Genomic DNA, 16,778 nt, shown 5'->3' on the forward strand with positions numbered 1-16,778 from the left:
ATAGTAAAAAATCATTCTTGCGACAAATAGTAAATTTCCATTTTTTCCGCGGGGGTAAGGCCTTGCAATTCTTCACGGGGGGTGTTGTTCCAAAGCTGGTTGGCATATTCAAAAAACGCAGTGAATGATTTTTCGTCGGGAAAATTTATTTTTTCCGAAATCATTTTCATGATCGGGCCGGATGATCGGCTTTCGTTCATTGCTTTTTGAATATCTTCCACCTGCCAGATGTCCCCTGCGCCAACCAAATCCAGCACTCGTTGAAACTCATTTTCAAAATCCGATCGTTGGCGGATTTCAAGCCATCTTGCCAAACAAAACGGTTCAATCTCCTGCGCGTCGCGCTCCGCCAGCTCTTTTTGAAACTGTTTATCCAATTCGCTTCCCTTAAATTTGCGCTCCATTTCTTTTAATCTCTCTTCCATCTTTTCAATATCTACTTCATTGCCGCCTCCTTCATCATCCCCTTCGGCAACTTTTTCCAACAAATGATTCCATCTTTGTTCCCAATTTCGTTTCCATGATTTGTTATCGGGATATTTTTCCGCATAGCTGATGCCATTGGCCAAATAATAATAATGCCACTTCATTTCATTTATCGCAATATCGTCTTTTACTTGTTCAAAAAACACCAAAGATCGCTTCAAAAGTTCTAAAATTATTTTATCTTTGGTATTAACCAAAATACTACCAATAAAATCTTGGATATCTTTGTCCTTTTCAAACAATTTTATCAAAAAATTTTTAACCGGAATTTGGTCTATAAATTCGCCCAGCACGCCAACGGCAAAAATTTTCGCGCGCCACGGATCATTGTCAATCCTGCGCTCGATAAACTCAATCGCAAGAGGGACAACCGATCCCGGATGCGCTCTTTCAATCAGCACCAGCGTATCCTCAGCCGCCTCTTGTGTAAAATCCTCATCGCTGTCAAAAACATCAAGCAAGTACGGAACCGCATCTTTGTCGCGCATAATCCCCAAAACCGCAATCGCCCAAATCGCGGCCAAAGATTCGCAAACCCGAAAATTTTCAACAATTTCGCGCAACGCGGTTTTTAATTGCTTGTTTTTGTCTTGCCGCGCCAAATAATTTACCGCTTCCCTGATTGTTTTCGGATCATCCGAATCCAAGTCATTCAACCTTTTTTTAACCGCCGGATTTTCAATTTTTGTTTCAATTTCCATGGTTTTAATTTTTAATTATTTTAAATTTTCCAATACGGAATAAATTTTACTGTTGTGGTTTTTATTTTTACCACCGTATCCAGCGACAGATTGACCACCCACGCTTCATTGGGTTTGTATTTTTCAACAAACGACAGCAACGACTTTCCCAAAACCGGCGATTTCAAATCGATGTATTTGACTTCAACCGGCAGCACTTCCCGGCCGCGATTGATCACAAAATCCACTTCGGCTCCGGAAAGGGTGCGCCAAAAATTTATCACAGCGGCGGTATCTTTGTTTTTTTCCAAAAGAGCGTTTAAAACAAAATTTTGAAACACAAAAGAAAAGCTTTGCGGATCGGATAACGCCCCCATTAATTCTATGGAAAAATTGCGCAAACCAAGATCATAGAAATATGCCGACGACGACCGAGTGATTTCTTTTTGCTTGTTGGTAAAGTATGGCCGGACGATTTTGAGCAAAAAAATTTTTTGCGCGTACCACAAATATTTTTTCAACGGCGCGAAAGTCAAATCTATTTGCTGGCCCAATTTTGAATAATTCAAAATTTGCCCGGATTGGCTGGCAATGATTTTAACCATCAACGAAAACGCTTCCGGCCGGTCGATTTCCAAAAGTGAAAGCAGATCTTTTTCAACGCAACTGCGAAAAATCTCCCCCATTATTTTGTTTTTCTCCAAAACATGGTTCGCCAAAATAACGCGCGGATAACCGCCGAAATTGAGATATTCTTTCAAAAAAATTTTTGTTCTGTCCTTTTCTATTTCAAAATAACTTCCAATCTTGTCTTCATAGCGGTAATCTGTTTTGAAATTCGCGAATTCCTTAAAATTAACCGGATTAATTTCGAAAATTCTTTTTCGTCCGGCCAGCGATTCGTGAATTTTTTCTTTCAGTTCCAAACTTCCGGATCCGGAAACAATGAATTTATACGGCAAATCCAAATCATAAATTCCCTTCAAAAAAATCCCGGCATCCTTTTTCCGCTGGATCTCATCGATAAAAACAAACCCCCCGGGCGCAAGATGAATCCTGATTTTTTCAATCAATTCCGCCTGGCTCGTGAAATATTTTTCATCCGCCTCATTGTCCAAATTTAAAAAAAGATATTTTTTACCGATACTTTCAAGGTGCCCGGCCAACTCACGCATCAATGTAGTTTTGCCCACTTGCCGCGGGCCGACCAACAAAGTAATTTCTTTTTGAGTTAAATGCTCTTTTAATTCTTGAAAAATCTCCCGCTTAATCAACATGGTTTTGAGTTAAAATATCAATATACTTTAATTTTAACCTTATTATTATTAAAGTCAAGATTAATAATTATCGGGTTAACATTGAAGTCAATCTCTATTTGCCATTCTTTCTCCCCTTTTCCGTGATCCAAAAACCGAGGGGCTTGTTGATGATGAGGCGAGTCTGGGACTCCAGCGCCGGAAGCGAACCGAAAAATATCAGCGTGATCGGCAGACACAGCCATTGAAGCAACATTGATATGTGGCGCCAGCGGCCGTAATGTTTGGGCCGCGGCGGCAGCAACAACATACTGATAATGGCCGACACCACCATCCCCACCATTGCCGAGGTCATAATCACCGAAGTTATCATCGGCAAATTATACGAAAGCAAAGTGGCATTGAAATTTTTGCCGCCCATCAGCAGAGGAAGCCATCCCAAACCGAATGTCATAATCGAACCGGTCGCCCACGACCAGAAACCTTCAATCATGGTTATAATATGGAAAACTTTTTCCCGCAGTTTTATTCCGGCGCTGGCCGGATTCATAAAAAGATTGAAAAAAACATAGGGCAAATTTTCCACGCCCCACGACCAGCGCCGCTGCTGTTTGTATTGGTTGACCATGGTGCGGAATGTCGACTTGCCAAGCACCGCGTCCATTGAAACCGGATAATACATGGGAATTGCCTTATAACGGCCGCCGTAATAGAAATAGGCGCGCCAGAAAATGCGCGAATCGTCGGAAACCACATTATAAGGATAACCCACCTCCAAAAGCGCCTTTAAAGGCATAGAATGGCTTGAGAAGGTTACCAATTGTTCGGGCCGCTCCTGTTGCATCATTTCCCAAAAAGTCGACGAAGTGGCAATTATGCGGCTCACCAGCGGCGCCTCCCAAATGTTGTTGTTATATACGGGTATCGGCTGGTAGCTCTTGTGAAGCCGGTCGGATTCGTTTAAATAATACCATGTCAAACAGGAAAAATACTGCGGATACGGCTTGGTGTCAATGTCGAAAAGCGACACGACGATATTCTCTTGCGGGATATTCATCCCGGGCAAATATTTTTCTTTAACTTCTTTGAACGCCCAGTTTACATTGGCGCCTTTCCCCTGCAGTTCGCCGCCGATTCCCTTGGGATGCACCACCAGCCAAAACGCGAAAAATTTTGAACGGTATTCCGGCTCGATCCTGGCCGCCAATTCTCGCGCCGATTGAATATCTTCGATTGCCAGCAAAATAATAATTCTATTCTTGGGATAATCGGCGTTGACAAGCGAATCAAGCGTCGCCCGCACCACTTCAGGCCCCTCGCTGGCAAAGGGCAGAGCAATTAAATGATAAATATCTTGCCATTCGTCTTTATTGTCGCGTTCAAGTTTTGATCTCCAATCAATGGCAATATTTTTTTTCATTTTCCCGTAACTGGCGATTTGATGGGCCGCCAAATATAAAACCCGGCAAAGCCAGTAAAAATCAAAAGAGATAATGAAAATCGCGACCGCGAACGGCCAAATCCCGGACAAAACAAAACCCAAAATAAGAGTTGCCCATGAAACAAACCCGGGAAGCATTTCCAAAAAACGGTACGCGGCGCGATGCCAATGATTTTTAAAATCATCGGCGCGCGAAAGATTCAAATAATCGATTGCCATATCTGTATTATATGCGAAAAGGCGGCTTTTAACCGCCTTGTCGCCAGAAACCAAGTGGCCCCAGCGGGAATCGAACCCGCGTTTTCGCCTTGAAAGGGCAACGTCCTGACCACTAGACGATGGGGCCAAACGCAAAAATCATAACAAAAAAACGCGAAAAAGTCCACACTGGCCGGAATCATGCCAAATTATCAATCATCTCCAAGCCGATATGCGAATCATTGTATTCCAAACATTCGGGCGTCAAATCGATTACCCGTTTTAAAAACCCCGCGTTTCCAACTCCCCCGCTTTCTCAAAATTTTCCGCCGCGCGCAAAGTTTTATTCAATCCCTGATCTTAGTCTTTCATATTATTTTTTGCTCCGCGATTCAAACTTATTTTTTATCGGCTCCAATTCCATCCACCAATCTTCAATACCGGTTTCTTTCACCGCCGTGAAAATTTCTTTCGCCGAATCGGTTTTAAAAATATCCGCGGCGCTTTCAATCCACAACAATGCTTTTTTATTGCCATTGTCGGCGTAATATTTTGCTTGAATCGCCATATCCAAAAAATCCGCGTCCCCAGCGATTTGCGCCTCCTTGGTTTTGCATTCTTTCAGTTCATCGAAAATCGATTTCATTTGCGGCGCGACAGACACGCCACCTATCTGATCTTTTTGCGCCCTTTCAACTTGGCTTGCAGAGCCATTATAAATCCTTGCCACCCAATTTATATCGCCCAAACGCAATTTGGCGGTATCGTGAAAAATCGCCAACGCCGCCGCGCGGTCAGCATCGGCGCCTTCCATTGCCGCCAAGATATACGCAATCTGCCCCGTTAACGCGCTATGATCGGCCAGCGACTCCGGCAACCTGACGCCAATCCTCTGCCACCCGGAGCGCGGCATTGTTTTCGCTCCGGACAACTCAAACAAAAAGTTAACCAATTTTTTAATATTTTCCATATATTTTTATTCTTTTTATACCCTGTCGGCTCGCCGCGGGGAACAAAAAGAACGAGGATTCCTTAGCAAAGCGCAAGTAATCTTGAAGGAAACATCCTTTGGTTGATGGCGGGGTTAATATCCCGACATCAATGTATTTTTAATTATCGCCGTTATTGGGAGATACTGACATAATCGCGGGAAAAAAACAATTTTTATTTTAATATGTCCAACAATTCCTGGAATACAAAAACGCGGTTCCTCTTTCTTCCCGGCTCCTCTTTTAATATCCCCAACTGGATGAATTTTTCCAAAAGATTATAAATGGTTTGGGGATTTTTAGTTTTTAATTTATCTTTTATTTTCGCGTATGTGATTATCGGCGAGACAAAAAGTGATTCCAACAGATTGAGCGCGTAAACCGAATTGGCGGCGGTAATTTCTTTTTTCAAACGATCGTTTAATTCCAAAATTTTCGAGATTGAATTTTGCGTCTTTAACGATTGAGTTATCAACGCCAGCAAAAAAAATTTAAGCCATGATTCCCAGTCGCCCCTTTCGGTCACTCCGCGCAGATAACCGTAATAGTCCTGCCGGTTTCTTTCAAAATATTCGCTGATATACAACAACGGCGACGACAACAAATCGCGCTGGTACAAAAACAGCGGAATCAACAACCGGCCCACGCGGCCGTTTCCGTCGCGGAACGGATGGATTGACTCCAGCTGATAATGCGCCGCCGCGATCTGCACCAACAAATCTTTTTCCTGATTTGAGTTAACATACTTTTCCCAATTCGACAGCAAGGCCGGCAATTCCGCCGGCGCGGGCGGCACATAACTGGCCTCCTCAATCCGCGCTCCGGGCATGCCAATGTACACCTGTCCGGTCCGGAATTTGCCGCGGTCTTTCTCCGCGCCGCGCGATAAATCAAGCAACAGATAATGGATTTTTTTAATAAATGATTGGTTAATCGATTTTGTTTTCAACTCCTCCATCGAAAAATTCATCGCCCGACGATAATTGATAATTTCGGTGATTTCTCGATTCTGGCCGCCGGCAAGCTCGCCGGCGGGTTGGGCTTCATATTGAAAAACATCTTCCAGCGTCGCTTGCGTGCCTTCAATGCGAGAGCTCAAAACCGCCTCTTTCGTCAGCAACGGAGTTACCAGCAATTCCGGACTCAAAATATTTTTTCGCAACAAACCGTTCAATTCGCCGATCGCGCCGTGCGCTTCGCCAATCACGCGGATCAGCGAATCATAATTTATTTTCGGAGGCAACGGATCCAATATATAAGATTTGATCGGCATAAAAAGTTTGTTGAAATAAATCAAGCGCTTGAGTTTTGCCAATAATTCCTCATGCTTTTTATTCTCCGCGGCAAGCTTGCGGCGGATAAAAAGAATAAGGTCTTTTGTTATTCCAAGGTATTGGAATAACGGCCTCTGTTATTCTAATCTTAAAGCAACTTGGATGATGATGCAACAAAAAAAGAAGGAGGCGATTTCCTTCTTTTTTGATTTTTATATTCAAACGCCTTACCTGAAGATTTTTCCGAAAAATCCTTTGGCGGATTGATCATCGTTCCGTTGCGCGGGAATCCGTCCGCCATTCCCCGCCCCGTTGGCAATGGTCTTATTTTTATTTTGCGGATTGATGTTTGATTGATTATTTTCCGGCGCGTATGCCGCGTCTTCCCGATAGGCAACTTTTAATTTTATTGGATTGGCGACCGGTTCGACAACTTTCGGCGCGGGCGAAGATGATGGAGAAACTTCTTCGCTTGATACCGCCGGGATTTCCGTTCTGGGTTGAATCTTGCGCTCGTTTTTCGGCTTCTCAAGAAGCACCATTTTGTCTTGCAATCCTTTTAATAAAATATTTGTTTCGCGATTCCTTTCAATCAGTTGGCCGATTTTTTCATCAAGATTTTTGATCTGTCCGTCCTTGACCTGCAACTGATCGCGCAACATTTCGGTCGTTTCTTTTAAAAGTATGATTATCTGTTCGTTGCTGTGGTCTTGATTTGGCGCCGTGTCTTGAAAGGGTTCGCTGTGATTCGCGGTCGGCGGAGTCGGTTCGCCAGTCGTGTTTTCCCGCGCCTTATCTTCCGGCGCCGCGGCAATCGTTTCCGCTTCTTTGGGGAATGGTTGCGCCGGCGCTACGGGTTGACCGGGGATTGTCTGGCCAGGCGCGTTTTGAAAAGAAATTCCCGGCATCATAAACGGTTGCGGCATAGTTCGGGGTTGCTGGTAATTAATCGATGCGAACGATGCCATATTCTGCCTCATGTTCGACAATTGCGGCATATAATTAAACTGCCGTATTTCATCTTCCCTTTGCTTGAGAACTTCCACTTCGGCCCGGCTAAAACGATATTCAAGCGTCCCTTGTCTGCTTTTTATACCCACCGGGTGGAGAATGTCCCGATGGACATATCGGCTAATCGTCCTGGAACTTTTACCAAGCATCTCGCAAACTTCGTAGAGAGAAAGGATATAATCCTTGGGTGTTTGATTGTTATTTTGTTGTTCCATAATTTTTAATTATAAAAAATTTCTTCGTTGATTATATCTTAAGCAATACAAAAAAATTTGCAATCATTGTCCGGTCTCTGTTCTCTTGCCGAACAATAATAAAACCCGGCATCGTTACGGCATTTGCAGAACCGGGAAGTGCATATATAATGATCAAAGATAATCAATTCAAAAAATGGAACCAAACACAAATATGGCCGCGCAAACAAAACCGCAATTACCATCATTCTTCGCTTTGCTGAACGATACTTTTAAGGTCTATGGCCAAAAATTAAAACCGCTCTTAATTATCGCTCTTTGCTGTTATATTTTAATGACGGCGGCGGTTGCTATCATTATACTTATAGGAATGATTGCCTCGCTGATCGTGGCCACAACCAATAATTTGATTGCGACGCTGATCGTCAGCATCGTTGCCATCATTGCAATGACATTCTTTGTTTTATACTTTTTTTCATGGATATCCGCGGCAACAATAATTGTTTTAAAAGACAGACAGGAAACATTCGGATTGCGAGAAGCTCTGAAGCGAGCCAAGCCTTACGCGATGCCGTCTCTCTGGGTTGGCGTTCTTTCCGCGGCAATTCTTTTTTTTGGATATGTTTTCTTCATTATTCCGGGAATAATTTTCTCAATCTGGTTTTTGTTTTCCCGATATGCGGTTATCGCCGACGATAAAAAGGGAATGGAAGCGTTATTAAAAAGCCGCGACTACGGCCGCGGCAACTTTTGGAATATTTTTTTATTGGTGGCATTGGGAATAGTTTCAATGTTGTTTATCGATTCAATTATCCAACCGCTGAACAAAGCGGCGGGGCCTCAAACAGAAAATATTGTCAATTTTATTTTTGGATTTTTAATTTCTCCGGTCGCGACGATCTATTACTATTTGATTTTTGAAAATTTAAAAAAAACGAAAACGGATTCGGCAATTTTGATATCGCCATCGGAAAAAAATTTCTTCGGGCCGATGGCAATTATCGGATTTATTCTTATGGTCTCGCTCGCGGTATTATCGGTTTATTTCGCGCCCCAAATTAAAAACATATACGAAGAGGAAACAAGAAAATTACCTGTGACAATTGAAAACGGCATACCCGTCCTGCCGCAAAACATTTTGTAAATAGAACCGGCACGCCAAACAAAAAACCTCGATGAGGTTTTTTGTTTGGCGATATTCCATCCCGCCACCGGCTAAAGCTAGAAAGATAATGGTCGCCTTCGTTAAAACTTCGGCGAAACAAAGTCGGGGAGCAGGGAATCGAACCCTGTCTGCACGAACCCGAATCGTGCGTACTGCCGGCATACTCCTCCCCGTCGCGCAAAAATTTTCTTCAAAAATTAACGCGATTTCATTCTAGCTTAATTTCCTTATTTGTAAATCCCCGCTCTTAAAAATCAAAACGCCGGGCTCGGGAATCTTTTCGCGGAACCCTGCGAGCGCGATGGCGCGAACACAAGGAATCCCGCCGCGGCGGGATATCCGTGTTCCGCGGAAAAATTCCCGAGCCCAAGGCCAAGTCATGTCACCCAATACTTTTTCTTCGTCATCCGATCGCGTTTTATTTCCACCGCGTCTTTTTGTTTTTCCGCGGCTTCGGAAATCTTTGACAATTCCTCTTCGCCAAGACTTCCAAGCCGCCTGATCTCGGCCTCAAGATAATTTCTTTCGTTAAGCGCCGGATCGTTTAAAATCTGCGCCAGCAAAACATCAAGTATCCGACCGACCTTCGGTCCGGGCCGGATACCAAGGATATCCATAATATCTTTACCGTTCGCCTTGATCATTTTGGCTGAAATAGGGTCAAGCGAAGCTTTTTCCATAAGATAGCGCAAGTGCCGCAATTTATACGGCTCGGCTTTGGGACATCCGGAACCGATGCGGTCCGCCATCCTCACCCGCAATAAATCTTCCAAATTTTCCCGGCCAACATTGCGCACCAACCGCCGAATCGAGGCTTCGCCGACTTCGCCCACATTGTAATAAAACAAATGATATCTAACCAGCCGCACAATTTTTTCCGCGTCTTTTTTGGGAAATTTCATTCGAGAAAGGATTTGGGCCGCAGTTTTGGCGCCAATTATTTCGTGGTTATAAAAAGTCGAATCCGGACCGTCGCCGGATTTAGATTTGGGTTTGCCGATGTCATGCAACAACGCGGCCATCCGAACATGCATGCTGAAATTTTTTTGAGCGGTAAATTCGAGAGATTTTATCAAATGGGTGTAACAGTCATATATATGATGCTTATTCTGGCCCACTCGGTAACATGTCAAAAGTTCCGGCATAATATAATCCAGCAAGCCAAGCTTTCTCAATGTATCGATACCGTCAGCCGCCCAGTCCGACATTATTATTTTCACGAATTCGTCGCGAATCCGCTCCTGGGAAACTTCTTTAAGCCATTTGGCGTTGGCGACGATTGCCTGTTCGGTTTTGGCCTCGATATGCCACCCTTTCCCCAAGGACACGGAAAACCTTACCGCGCGCATCATCCTTAGCGCGTCCTCAAGAAAGCGTTCGTCGGGGCCCCGAACCGCGCGGATCACTTTTGCCGCGATATCTTCTTTTCCCCCGAACAAATCTATCGTTTCGGTTTTCAGTTTGCCGGTTTTCTTTTCCTTTATATAGCTCAACGCGATCGCGTTAACCGTAAAATCCCGGCGGGACAGATCGTCGTTAATATTGTCGGCCCATTCAACCTTGTCTGGATGGCGCTTATCGGTGTACTTGGATTCAATGCGATAGGGGGTTATTTCGATCTCGAAAAAAGAGGTTTCGCCCAATAATCCCGGATTTTTAATCCTGGCGGTCACCGTGCCAAACTTATTGTCGCTGAAATTTTCCGGAAAAACCGCCTGAATCCGCTCCGGCGCCGCGCTGGTTGCCACATCCCAATCCGAAGGGATATTGCCGCAAAGCAGATCGCGCACGCAACCGCCCACGACATAAGCCTGAAACCCCGCCCGCTGCAATTCTTCTATGGCGAATTTTACCTCTTTTGGAATTTTATCGAAAAAATCTTGCATATGATTTAGCGTAAAGCTAAAAACGAAAAGCGTAAAGTATTTCTCGCGATTTTTCGCTTTTCGTTTTCAGTTTTGCGCTTTACGCTTTCTTATATCCCGTTATTTGCTTTTTTTCAATTCTTTGGTATAATAATCCTGTTATCCGCCGCACCGATGCCGTTTGGCCTCTGTAGCTTAACGGACAAAGTACCGGTCTTCGGAACCGGTGACGGGGGTTCGATTCCCTCCAGAGGCACACAAAAAGAGGGGATCGGAAATTTATAATTTTCCAAATGAAAAAAAACGCGCGGTTTATCGCTTTTTTGGGAATGTTTATATTGCCGCTCACCGCTTTCGCGGAAGATGAAAAATTGTTGAAATGCGGCGGGCCGGATCAGCCATCGTGCGGAATCTGCGATCTTTTCACTTTGGTCAATACCGCAATCGATGTAATTTTGAAAGGATTGATACCGCTGGTCGCCGTATTGATAATCGCTTGGGCGGGGTTCAGGATGATGCTCAACCAAGGGAATACCGATGTGGCCAAACAATCCAAAGGAATAATGCTGGCGGTCGCCATCGGACTGGTTGTTATGTTTTCCAGTTACGCGGTCGTGGGTCTGGTATTGGATTCAATGGGATATGTGCAAATGAACAACCCTCTTGACTGGGCGCCTGATTGCAAGGTTGATGCCATTGAATAACGATTGCGCCCCCATGACTCAACGGTAGAGTAGCTGCCTCTTAAGCAGTTCGTTGCAGGTTCGAATCCTGCTGGGGGCACACATAACAAATTGAAAATTTAAATAAAATATTTTCCGCAGAAAATAAAACAAAGAATATGTTAACCACCGAAGAAAAAGCGAAACTGATCGATAAGTATAAATTACACGAAGAGGACACCGGGTCTCCCCGCGTACAAATCGCGCTGTTAAGCGAAGAAATCGACCGCTTGCAGAAACATTTGAAAAAACACGGCAAAGATATCCATTCCAAGAGAGGGCTCTTGAAAATGGTATCCAAACGCCGCAAGTTTCTTAATTATTTGCGCGACATCAATGTTACCCAATACGCGCAAACCCTGAAGCAATTAGGTCTGAAAAAGTAAAACTTCCCCCGCCTTGGCGGGGGTTGTCTGCTATTTTCAGCGACTCGCGACTATCATGATATTGCAACCAAACGCCCAGCGCATCGCGGTGTTAATTGATGTGCAAAATCTGTATTATTCGGCGCGCAACCTTTATCAGGCGCGCGTCAATTTCAACGAGATTTTAAAAACCGCGGTCGGACGCCGAAGCCTGATCCGCGCGTTTGCTTATGTGGTGCGCACAAAAACCGGCGAGGAAAAACCATTTTTCGACGCGTTGATAAAACTTGGCATCGAAACCCGAATCCGCGATTTGCAGGAATATTATGACGGGCTGAAAAAAGCGGACTGGGATGTGGGCATTACGGTTGACGCCATCCGTATTTCACCTTCGGTGGACACGATCGTATTGGCTTCGGGGGACGGCGACTTTCAACAATTGGTTGAATATCTGGAAAACCAAGGCAAGCGGGTGGAAATAATCGCTTTCGGCCGGTCGGCATCGTCAAAATTAAAAGAAATCGCCGATGCGTTTATTGATATGGAAAAAGAGCCGGAACGATTTTTGCTTAAAAAATAATCAATCCCAAAGTTCGAATTTCAAATGTCAAATCAAGCCCAAATTTCAAATGTCAAAAAGAATGCCGCGTTCCTTTTGAACTTTGAGCTTAGAGCTTTTCTTGACATTTGAATTTACAATTTTGGCATTTAAGAAAATGGACGCTGAAAAAAACAAGTTTTCCCTGACGCTGGGGGGCAAAGAACTGTCGGTCGAGGTCAATGATTTGGCCGGACAAGCCAACGGTTCGGCGGTAGTGCGCTATGGCGACACCATGGTGCTGACCACCGCGGTTATGGCAAAAAAAGAAAAACCTGATATGGGATTTTTTCCGCTGATGGTCGATTATGAAGAAAAATATTACGCCGCCGGAAAAATCAAAGGGCCAAGATTCATCAAAAGAGAGACTCGGCCTTCCGACGAAGCGATTTGCAACGCGCGCCAAATTGACCGCTCGATAAGGCCTCTTTTTGACGACCGCCTGAAAAACGAAGTCCAAACCATTGCCACGGTTTTGTCGTGGGACGCGGAAAACGAACCCGACATTCTTAGCATGTTCGGCATTTCCTGCTCACTGACAATCTCGAACATCCCATGGAACGGCCCGGCGGCCTCGGTGCGCGTAGGTTATCTTGACGGCGAATATATCATTAACCCAACCTACGAACAAAGAGCGAAAAGCGCGATCGATGTAGTATTCGCGGGAATCATCCGCGACAATGATATTGTCGCCAATATGATCGAAGGCGGTTTTGACCAAGCTCAAGAAGAAATGGTTTTGGAAGCTTTTCGGTTCGCCAAACCTTACATCAAACAGCTGATTGATTTCCAGAACGAAATCGCCAAAAGTATCGGCAAACCCAAAATGGCGCTCAAGGAACCGGCATTCGGAGCCGATTATGAAGACGAATTGCGCGGCCAACTTGGAAACGATCTAAAGGACGCTCTCTACCAAAAACAAAAAGACGCGCGCCAGGAATCAATGGACGCGGCCAAAACCAAACTCGAGGAATACATCGCCAAAACCTACCCGGAAGACATGGAAAGACTCAAGTTCGCCAAATCCTTCTTTGAAAAAGAAATCGACAATGTTTTGCACGAAGTTATTTTAACCACGGGCTTGCGGCCCGATGGACGGACTTTTAATCAATTACGGCCGCTTTCCGCGCGAGTAGCGGTCATCCCGCGGACTCACGGTTCCGCTCTTTTCCAAAGAGGCGAAACCAAGGCCCTTTCCAGCGCCACCTTGGGTGCGCCCGGAGACCAGCAGCTGCTTGACGGGATGGAAATCACCGGCAAAAAGCGATTTTTGCATCATTATAATTTCCCGCCTTATTCCTGCGGAGAAGTGAGGTTCTTGCGCGCGCCGGGACGGCGCGAAATCGGGCATGGCATGCTGGCCGAAAAAACTCTTCTGCCGCTGATTCCTTCGGTGGAAGATTTCCCCTATACCATCCGCGTAACATCCGAAATCGTTTCTTCCAACGGATCAACTTCCATGGCCGCTTTATCGGCCGCGACTCTGGCGCTGATGGACGCCGGCGTGCCGATCAAAGCGCCCGCGACCGGCATCTCAATGGGTTTGGTTTCAAAAGGCGCGAACAATTATAAAGTTCTCACCGACATACAAGGTCCCGAAGACCACCACGGCGATATGGATTTCAAAGTGGCCGGCACCCGGCTTGGCATCAATGCCATCCAAATGGATGTTAAAATCGACGGCATCACCGAAAAGATGATGGCTGATATTCTGGAGCAGGGCAAAAAAGCGCGCTACCAAATACTGGATGTGATCGAAGGCACATTAAGCGCGCCGCGGCCGGAATTGTCGCCTTATGCTCCGCGTATCATTATTATCCATATCAACCCTGAAAAAATTCGCGAAGTCATCGGACCGGGCGGTAAAATGATCAATGAAATTATCGCCGAAACCGGCGTTCAGATTGATATTGAAGACGATGGAACGGTTTTCATTACCGCGGAAAAGCCGGAGGCCGGGCAAAAAGCCACGGAATGGATACAGAACATCACCCGCGAAGTCAAGGTGGGGGAGATATTTCAAGGCGTGGTAAAACGCATAATGAACTTTGGCGCGTTCGTGGAAATATTGCCGGGCCAGGAAGGAATGGTGCATATCTCAAAACTGGCCGATCATCGCGTCAATAAAGTTGAAGATGTGGTGAACATCGGCGATATGATATCGGTGAAAGTCGTCGAAATCGACGACCATGGGCGAATCAACCTGTCGTTAAAAGACGCGAAAAGAAATTAGCGTCAAGAACAAAAAAACGGAAATCACTCTCCGTTTTTTTGTCGCGCCGCAAAAACACTTTCGCGCAAAATTTGCATATGCTAAAATAATGACAAGGAAAATAAAAACGCCCAAGCGCGAAACGCGGCGGTGAGACATCTATCCGCCGCAATTTAAAACATGCTGAAATTAAAAGACAACGCGATCAAAACAATGGCCGGAGATCTGGCTGGCGGGAACATCCCGGCACAACCCGCGATGGAATCGCCGGAAATCGCCGATTTGAACCAAAAACTGAACGAAGCTTTTGGCATTTCAACCGGCATAAAAAATACGGCGGCGGAACAATGGAAAACGGTAAAAACAACAACCGCCCCGACACCGCCAAAAGCAACTTTGGCCGTCCAACAGGTTCCCCAACAAAAAGAAAACAATGATGACGGAAACGATGAACAAGAAGATAGAAAAAACGACGAAGAAAAAAAACTCCGCCAGATTGAAGATTTGAAAAATATAAAAATACAGCTTGAACGGCAAAAACGGGAAGCGGCAAAGCTGGCCGAAGAAAAAGCGAAGCGCGAGGAAGAAACAACCGGAACGCAAAAAACTGAAGAAGAACAGATACTCAACGGAGAAGAAAAACTTGAAGAAGAAAAAAGGAAACGCGAGGAAGCGGCAAAGCTGGCCGAAGAAAAAGCGAAGCGCGAAGAAGAGGAAAAAGCGAAAGCGCGAAAAGCCGAAGAAGAAAGATTGCGGATCGAAGAAGAAAAAAAGGCGCGGGAAGCGGCAAGGCTGGCCGAAGAAAAAGCGAAGCGCGAAGAAAAACAGAAAAAACTCGAAGAAGAAAGACGGATCGCCCAAGAAAAAATGCGGCAAGAGACTTTGCGCGCGCGGGAAGAAAAAGAAAAAGCGCGGGAAGAAAAGCGGCGGCGGCTGGCGGCTTTGGAATTAGAGCGCGAACAGAATTTGCAAAGAGAAAAAGAACTGCAAGAACAGGAAATTCTCCGGCGCGATACAGAAACGCAAAAACAAGCGGCGAAAATCGACAACAGTCAAGAAACAAATAATTTGGATGGCGCGTTTGAAAGATTGATTATGAAATTGAATGACAAAAAAAACGGCCTTGAAAAAGAATTGGCGAGTTTCCCGGCGAAAAAAATACCGCTTGAACAAAAAAAAATCAACCTTGGAAGCGAAGTTTCGGCGATAAAAGACAAAGAATTATCCATCGCGGAAGAACGGGAAAAAGAAATCGAAAGATTGGGAACGGATGAAAAAGCGAAACTTAGCCAAAAATTATCGCCACAACAGAAAAAAACAATCGAACAAAAACTTTGGTCCATCGAAGATCGGCGCAAGGAAATCGAAAAACAGCGCTGGAATATTGAAGACCGCATCAATAAAATACTTGCCGAAGCCGAAACCACAAACAACCTGATCAAAGAAAAAGACGAAGAAGCGGAAGCGATTCGGCAAAAAATAAAAAACACGGACAATCAAATAAAACTGGTCCGATTCGCGATCGAAAAAGGAAAACTGGAAGAAGAATTGATCGGGAATATCGAAGAAAGAGAATCTCGCTTACCTTTGCTTGAGGAAGCAACCGAAAGAAAGAATTCCACAATGAACAGATTTGAAGAATTGGCCGAAAAAGAAAATTCTGTCAACGCCGAACTGAACGCGATCGAACAACAAGAAAAACAAGCCGCCGATCCGGTGCAAAAAAGAGCGGCCGAACAGGAACGATGGCGCGTTACCGGCGTTTTAAAGTCGACCACCCGGGCAAAATGGGAAAGCGATGAAAAAGCCAAAGACGCGAAAACCCGGCTGCAATCAATCCAAGGAGAAATTGACGCGATCAGCGCGATAATAGATAAAATACAAAGCAAAATTTTTAACAAAGAAGCCGCTCTGGGAAAAGAAGGACTGCCGGTGGGAAAAATCCGCGATTCGATCTCCGATTTGTTCAAAGAAAACGACATTAAAATCGATCAAGAACTTTTAAAAGACATAATTCAAACCGACGACCGGCCCCAAAAGCCAGACCCTGTTCTTGAAGAAAAAATTCCCGCGGCAACCACGGTTCAAAAAATTAGCGCTCCGGCGGAAATAAAACCCGTTGTCGCGCCAAAATCAACGAATGAGGCGCCCGCCGACGACCCGGCGGAAATAAAACCCGTTGTCGCGCCGGATACCGCCAATTTTGTCCCGAAAAATCCAATCGCGGAAAACAATTCTCCCGAAAAACAAGCCGGGCGAAACGCGATAGAAGAACCGGTGCCGGATAATTCCGCGCCAAACGATCCTCTAGGCATAAGATAA

13 protein-coding genes and 4 tRNA genes are annotated in these 16,778 nt (G+C 45.0%); 8 read left to right on the plus strand and 9 right to left on the minus strand.

From position 1 onward, the window contains the following. Window positions 1-11 precede the first annotated feature (11 nt). From L7H18_05665 to L7H18_05695, 7 genes are all read right to left on the minus strand, one after another. A complete protein-coding gene (locus tag L7H18_05665) occupies window positions 12-1,187 on the minus strand; it encodes a HEAT repeat domain-containing protein (protein UMX47892.1) in 1,176 nt (391 codons plus the stop codon). Window positions 1,188-1,207: 20 nt separating this feature from the next. Then, complete coding sequence (locus tag L7H18_05670) at window positions 1,208-2,443, minus strand: ATP-binding protein (GenBank protein ID UMX47893.1); 1,236 nt, start codon at window positions 2,441-2,443, stop codon at window positions 1,208-1,210. A 94-nt stretch (window positions 2,444-2,537) separates the two neighbouring features. Beyond that, window positions 2,538-4,082 carry a glycosyltransferase family 2 protein gene (locus L7H18_05675; protein ID UMX47894.1) on the minus strand — a complete coding sequence of 515 codons (1,545 nt, stop codon included), beginning with the start codon at window positions 4,080-4,082 and terminating at the stop codon, window positions 2,538-2,540. A gap of 55 nt (window positions 4,083-4,137) precedes the next feature. Next, window positions 4,138-4,209: transfer RNA gene (locus L7H18_05680), tRNA-Glu, on the minus strand. Between the two features lie 225 nt (window positions 4,210-4,434). Continuing rightward, a complete protein-coding gene (locus tag L7H18_05685) occupies window positions 4,435-5,031 on the minus strand; it encodes an HD domain-containing protein (GenBank protein UMX47895.1) in 597 nt (198 codons plus the stop codon). A gap of 194 nt (window positions 5,032-5,225) precedes the next feature. Further along, on the minus strand, window positions 5,226-6,323 hold the full coding sequence (locus L7H18_05690) for a Fic family protein (protein ID UMX47896.1): 1,098 nt from the start codon (window positions 6,321-6,323) through the stop codon (window positions 5,226-5,228). Window positions 6,324-6,551: 228 nt separating this feature from the next. Continuing rightward, window positions 6,552-7,550 (minus strand): helix-turn-helix domain-containing protein, encoded by a 999-nt coding sequence (locus L7H18_05695; GenBank protein ID UMX47897.1) that lies wholly within the window; start codon window positions 7,548-7,550, stop codon window positions 6,552-6,554. A 175-nt stretch (window positions 7,551-7,725) separates the two neighbouring features. Here L7H18_05695 and L7H18_05700 point away from each other — a divergent pair, with 175 nt between their 5' ends. Continuing rightward, window positions 7,726-8,673, plus strand: coding sequence for a hypothetical protein (locus tag L7H18_05700; GenBank protein ID UMX47898.1), 948 nt, complete (start codon window positions 7,726-7,728; stop codon window positions 8,671-8,673). A 123-nt stretch (window positions 8,674-8,796) separates the two neighbouring features. Here L7H18_05700 and L7H18_05705 read toward each other — a convergent pair. Together L7H18_05705 and L7H18_05710 are read right to left on the minus strand one after the other, a co-directional pair. Then, window positions 8,797-8,867, minus strand: a tRNA-Pro gene (locus L7H18_05705). A 204-nt stretch (window positions 8,868-9,071) separates the two neighbouring features. Then, window positions 9,072-10,580 (minus strand): HD domain-containing protein, encoded by a 1,509-nt coding sequence (locus L7H18_05710; GenBank protein UMX47899.1) that lies wholly within the window; start codon window positions 10,578-10,580, stop codon window positions 9,072-9,074. 163 nt (window positions 10,581-10,743) lie between these two features. Here L7H18_05710 and L7H18_05715 point away from each other — a divergent pair. The 7 genes from L7H18_05715 (at window position 10,744) to L7H18_05745 (ending at window position 16,778) form a co-directional block, all read left to right on the plus strand. Beyond that, window positions 10,744-10,815, plus strand: a tRNA-Arg gene (locus L7H18_05715). A 37-nt stretch (window positions 10,816-10,852) separates the two neighbouring features. Beyond that, window positions 10,853-11,263, plus strand: coding sequence for a pilin (locus L7H18_05720; protein ID UMX47900.1), 411 nt, complete (start codon window positions 10,853-10,855; stop codon window positions 11,261-11,263). Window positions 11,264-11,270: 7 nt separating this feature from the next. After that, window positions 11,271-11,342 (plus strand) — tRNA-Lys (locus tag L7H18_05725). A gap of 58 nt (window positions 11,343-11,400) precedes the next feature. Continuing rightward, window positions 11,401-11,667: a 30S ribosomal protein S15 gene (rpsO, locus tag L7H18_05730; GenBank protein ID UMX47901.1), complete on the plus strand. Its 267-nt coding sequence runs from the start codon at window positions 11,401-11,403 to the stop codon at window positions 11,665-11,667. Between the two features lie 55 nt (window positions 11,668-11,722). Continuing rightward, the gene (locus tag L7H18_05735; protein ID UMX47902.1) at window positions 11,723-12,226 is read left to right on the plus strand and encodes an NYN domain-containing protein; all 504 of its coding nucleotides are present in this window, start codon (window positions 11,723-11,725) and stop codon (window positions 12,224-12,226) included. A gap of 136 nt (window positions 12,227-12,362) precedes the next feature. Then, complete coding sequence (locus L7H18_05740; GenBank protein ID UMX48459.1) at window positions 12,363-14,477, plus strand: polyribonucleotide nucleotidyltransferase; 2,115 nt, start codon at window positions 12,363-12,365, stop codon at window positions 14,475-14,477. Window positions 14,478-14,636: 159 nt separating this feature from the next. Further along, on the plus strand, window positions 14,637-16,778 hold the full coding sequence (locus L7H18_05745) for a hypothetical protein (GenBank protein ID UMX47903.1): 2,142 nt from the start codon (window positions 14,637-14,639) through the stop codon (window positions 16,776-16,778).

This window comes from Candidatus Nealsonbacteria bacterium DGGOD1a (assembly GCA_022530585.1).
Classification (GTDB): Bacteria; Patescibacteriota; Minisyncoccia; order Minisyncoccales; family UBA5738; genus UBA5738.

Excerpts from the sequence above, each read along its gene's own strand:
- L7H18_05665 (UMX47892.1), bottom strand. The coding sequence starts at position 1,187 with ATGGAAATTGAAACAAAAATTGAAAATCCGGCGGTTAAAAAAAGGTTG.
- L7H18_05670 (UMX47893.1), bottom strand. The coding sequence starts at position 2,443 with ATGTTGATTAAGCGGGAGATTTTTCAAGAATTAAAAGAGCATTTAACT.
- L7H18_05675 (UMX47894.1), bottom strand. The coding sequence starts at position 4,082 with ATGGCAATCGATTATTTGAATCTTTCGCGCGCCGATGATTTTAAAAAT.
- L7H18_05685 (UMX47895.1), bottom strand. The coding sequence starts at position 5,031 with ATGGAAAATATTAAAAAATTGGTTAACTTTTTGTTTGAGTTGTCCGGA.
- L7H18_05690 (UMX47896.1), bottom strand. The coding sequence starts at position 6,323 with ATGCCGATCAAATCTTATATATTGGATCCGTTGCCTCCGAAAATAAAT.
- L7H18_05695 (UMX47897.1), bottom strand. The coding sequence starts at position 7,550 with ATGGAACAACAAAATAACAATCAAACACCCAAGGATTATATCCTTTCT.
- L7H18_05700 (UMX47898.1), top strand. The coding sequence starts at position 7,726 with ATGGAACCAAACACAAATATGGCCGCGCAAACAAAACCGCAATTACCA.
- L7H18_05710 (UMX47899.1), bottom strand. The coding sequence starts at position 10,580 with ATGCAAGATTTTTTCGATAAAATTCCAAAAGAGGTAAAATTCGCCATA.
- L7H18_05720 (UMX47900.1), top strand. The coding sequence starts at position 10,853 with ATGAAAAAAAACGCGCGGTTTATCGCTTTTTTGGGAATGTTTATATTG.
- rpsO (UMX47901.1), top strand. The coding sequence starts at position 11,401 with ATGTTAACCACCGAAGAAAAAGCGAAACTGATCGATAAGTATAAATTA.
- L7H18_05735 (UMX47902.1), top strand. The coding sequence starts at position 11,723 with ATGATATTGCAACCAAACGCCCAGCGCATCGCGGTGTTAATTGATGTG.
- L7H18_05740 (UMX48459.1), top strand. The coding sequence starts at position 12,363 with ATGGACGCTGAAAAAAACAAGTTTTCCCTGACGCTGGGGGGCAAAGAA.
- L7H18_05745 (UMX47903.1), top strand. The coding sequence starts at position 14,637 with ATGCTGAAATTAAAAGACAACGCGATCAAAACAATGGCCGGAGATCTG.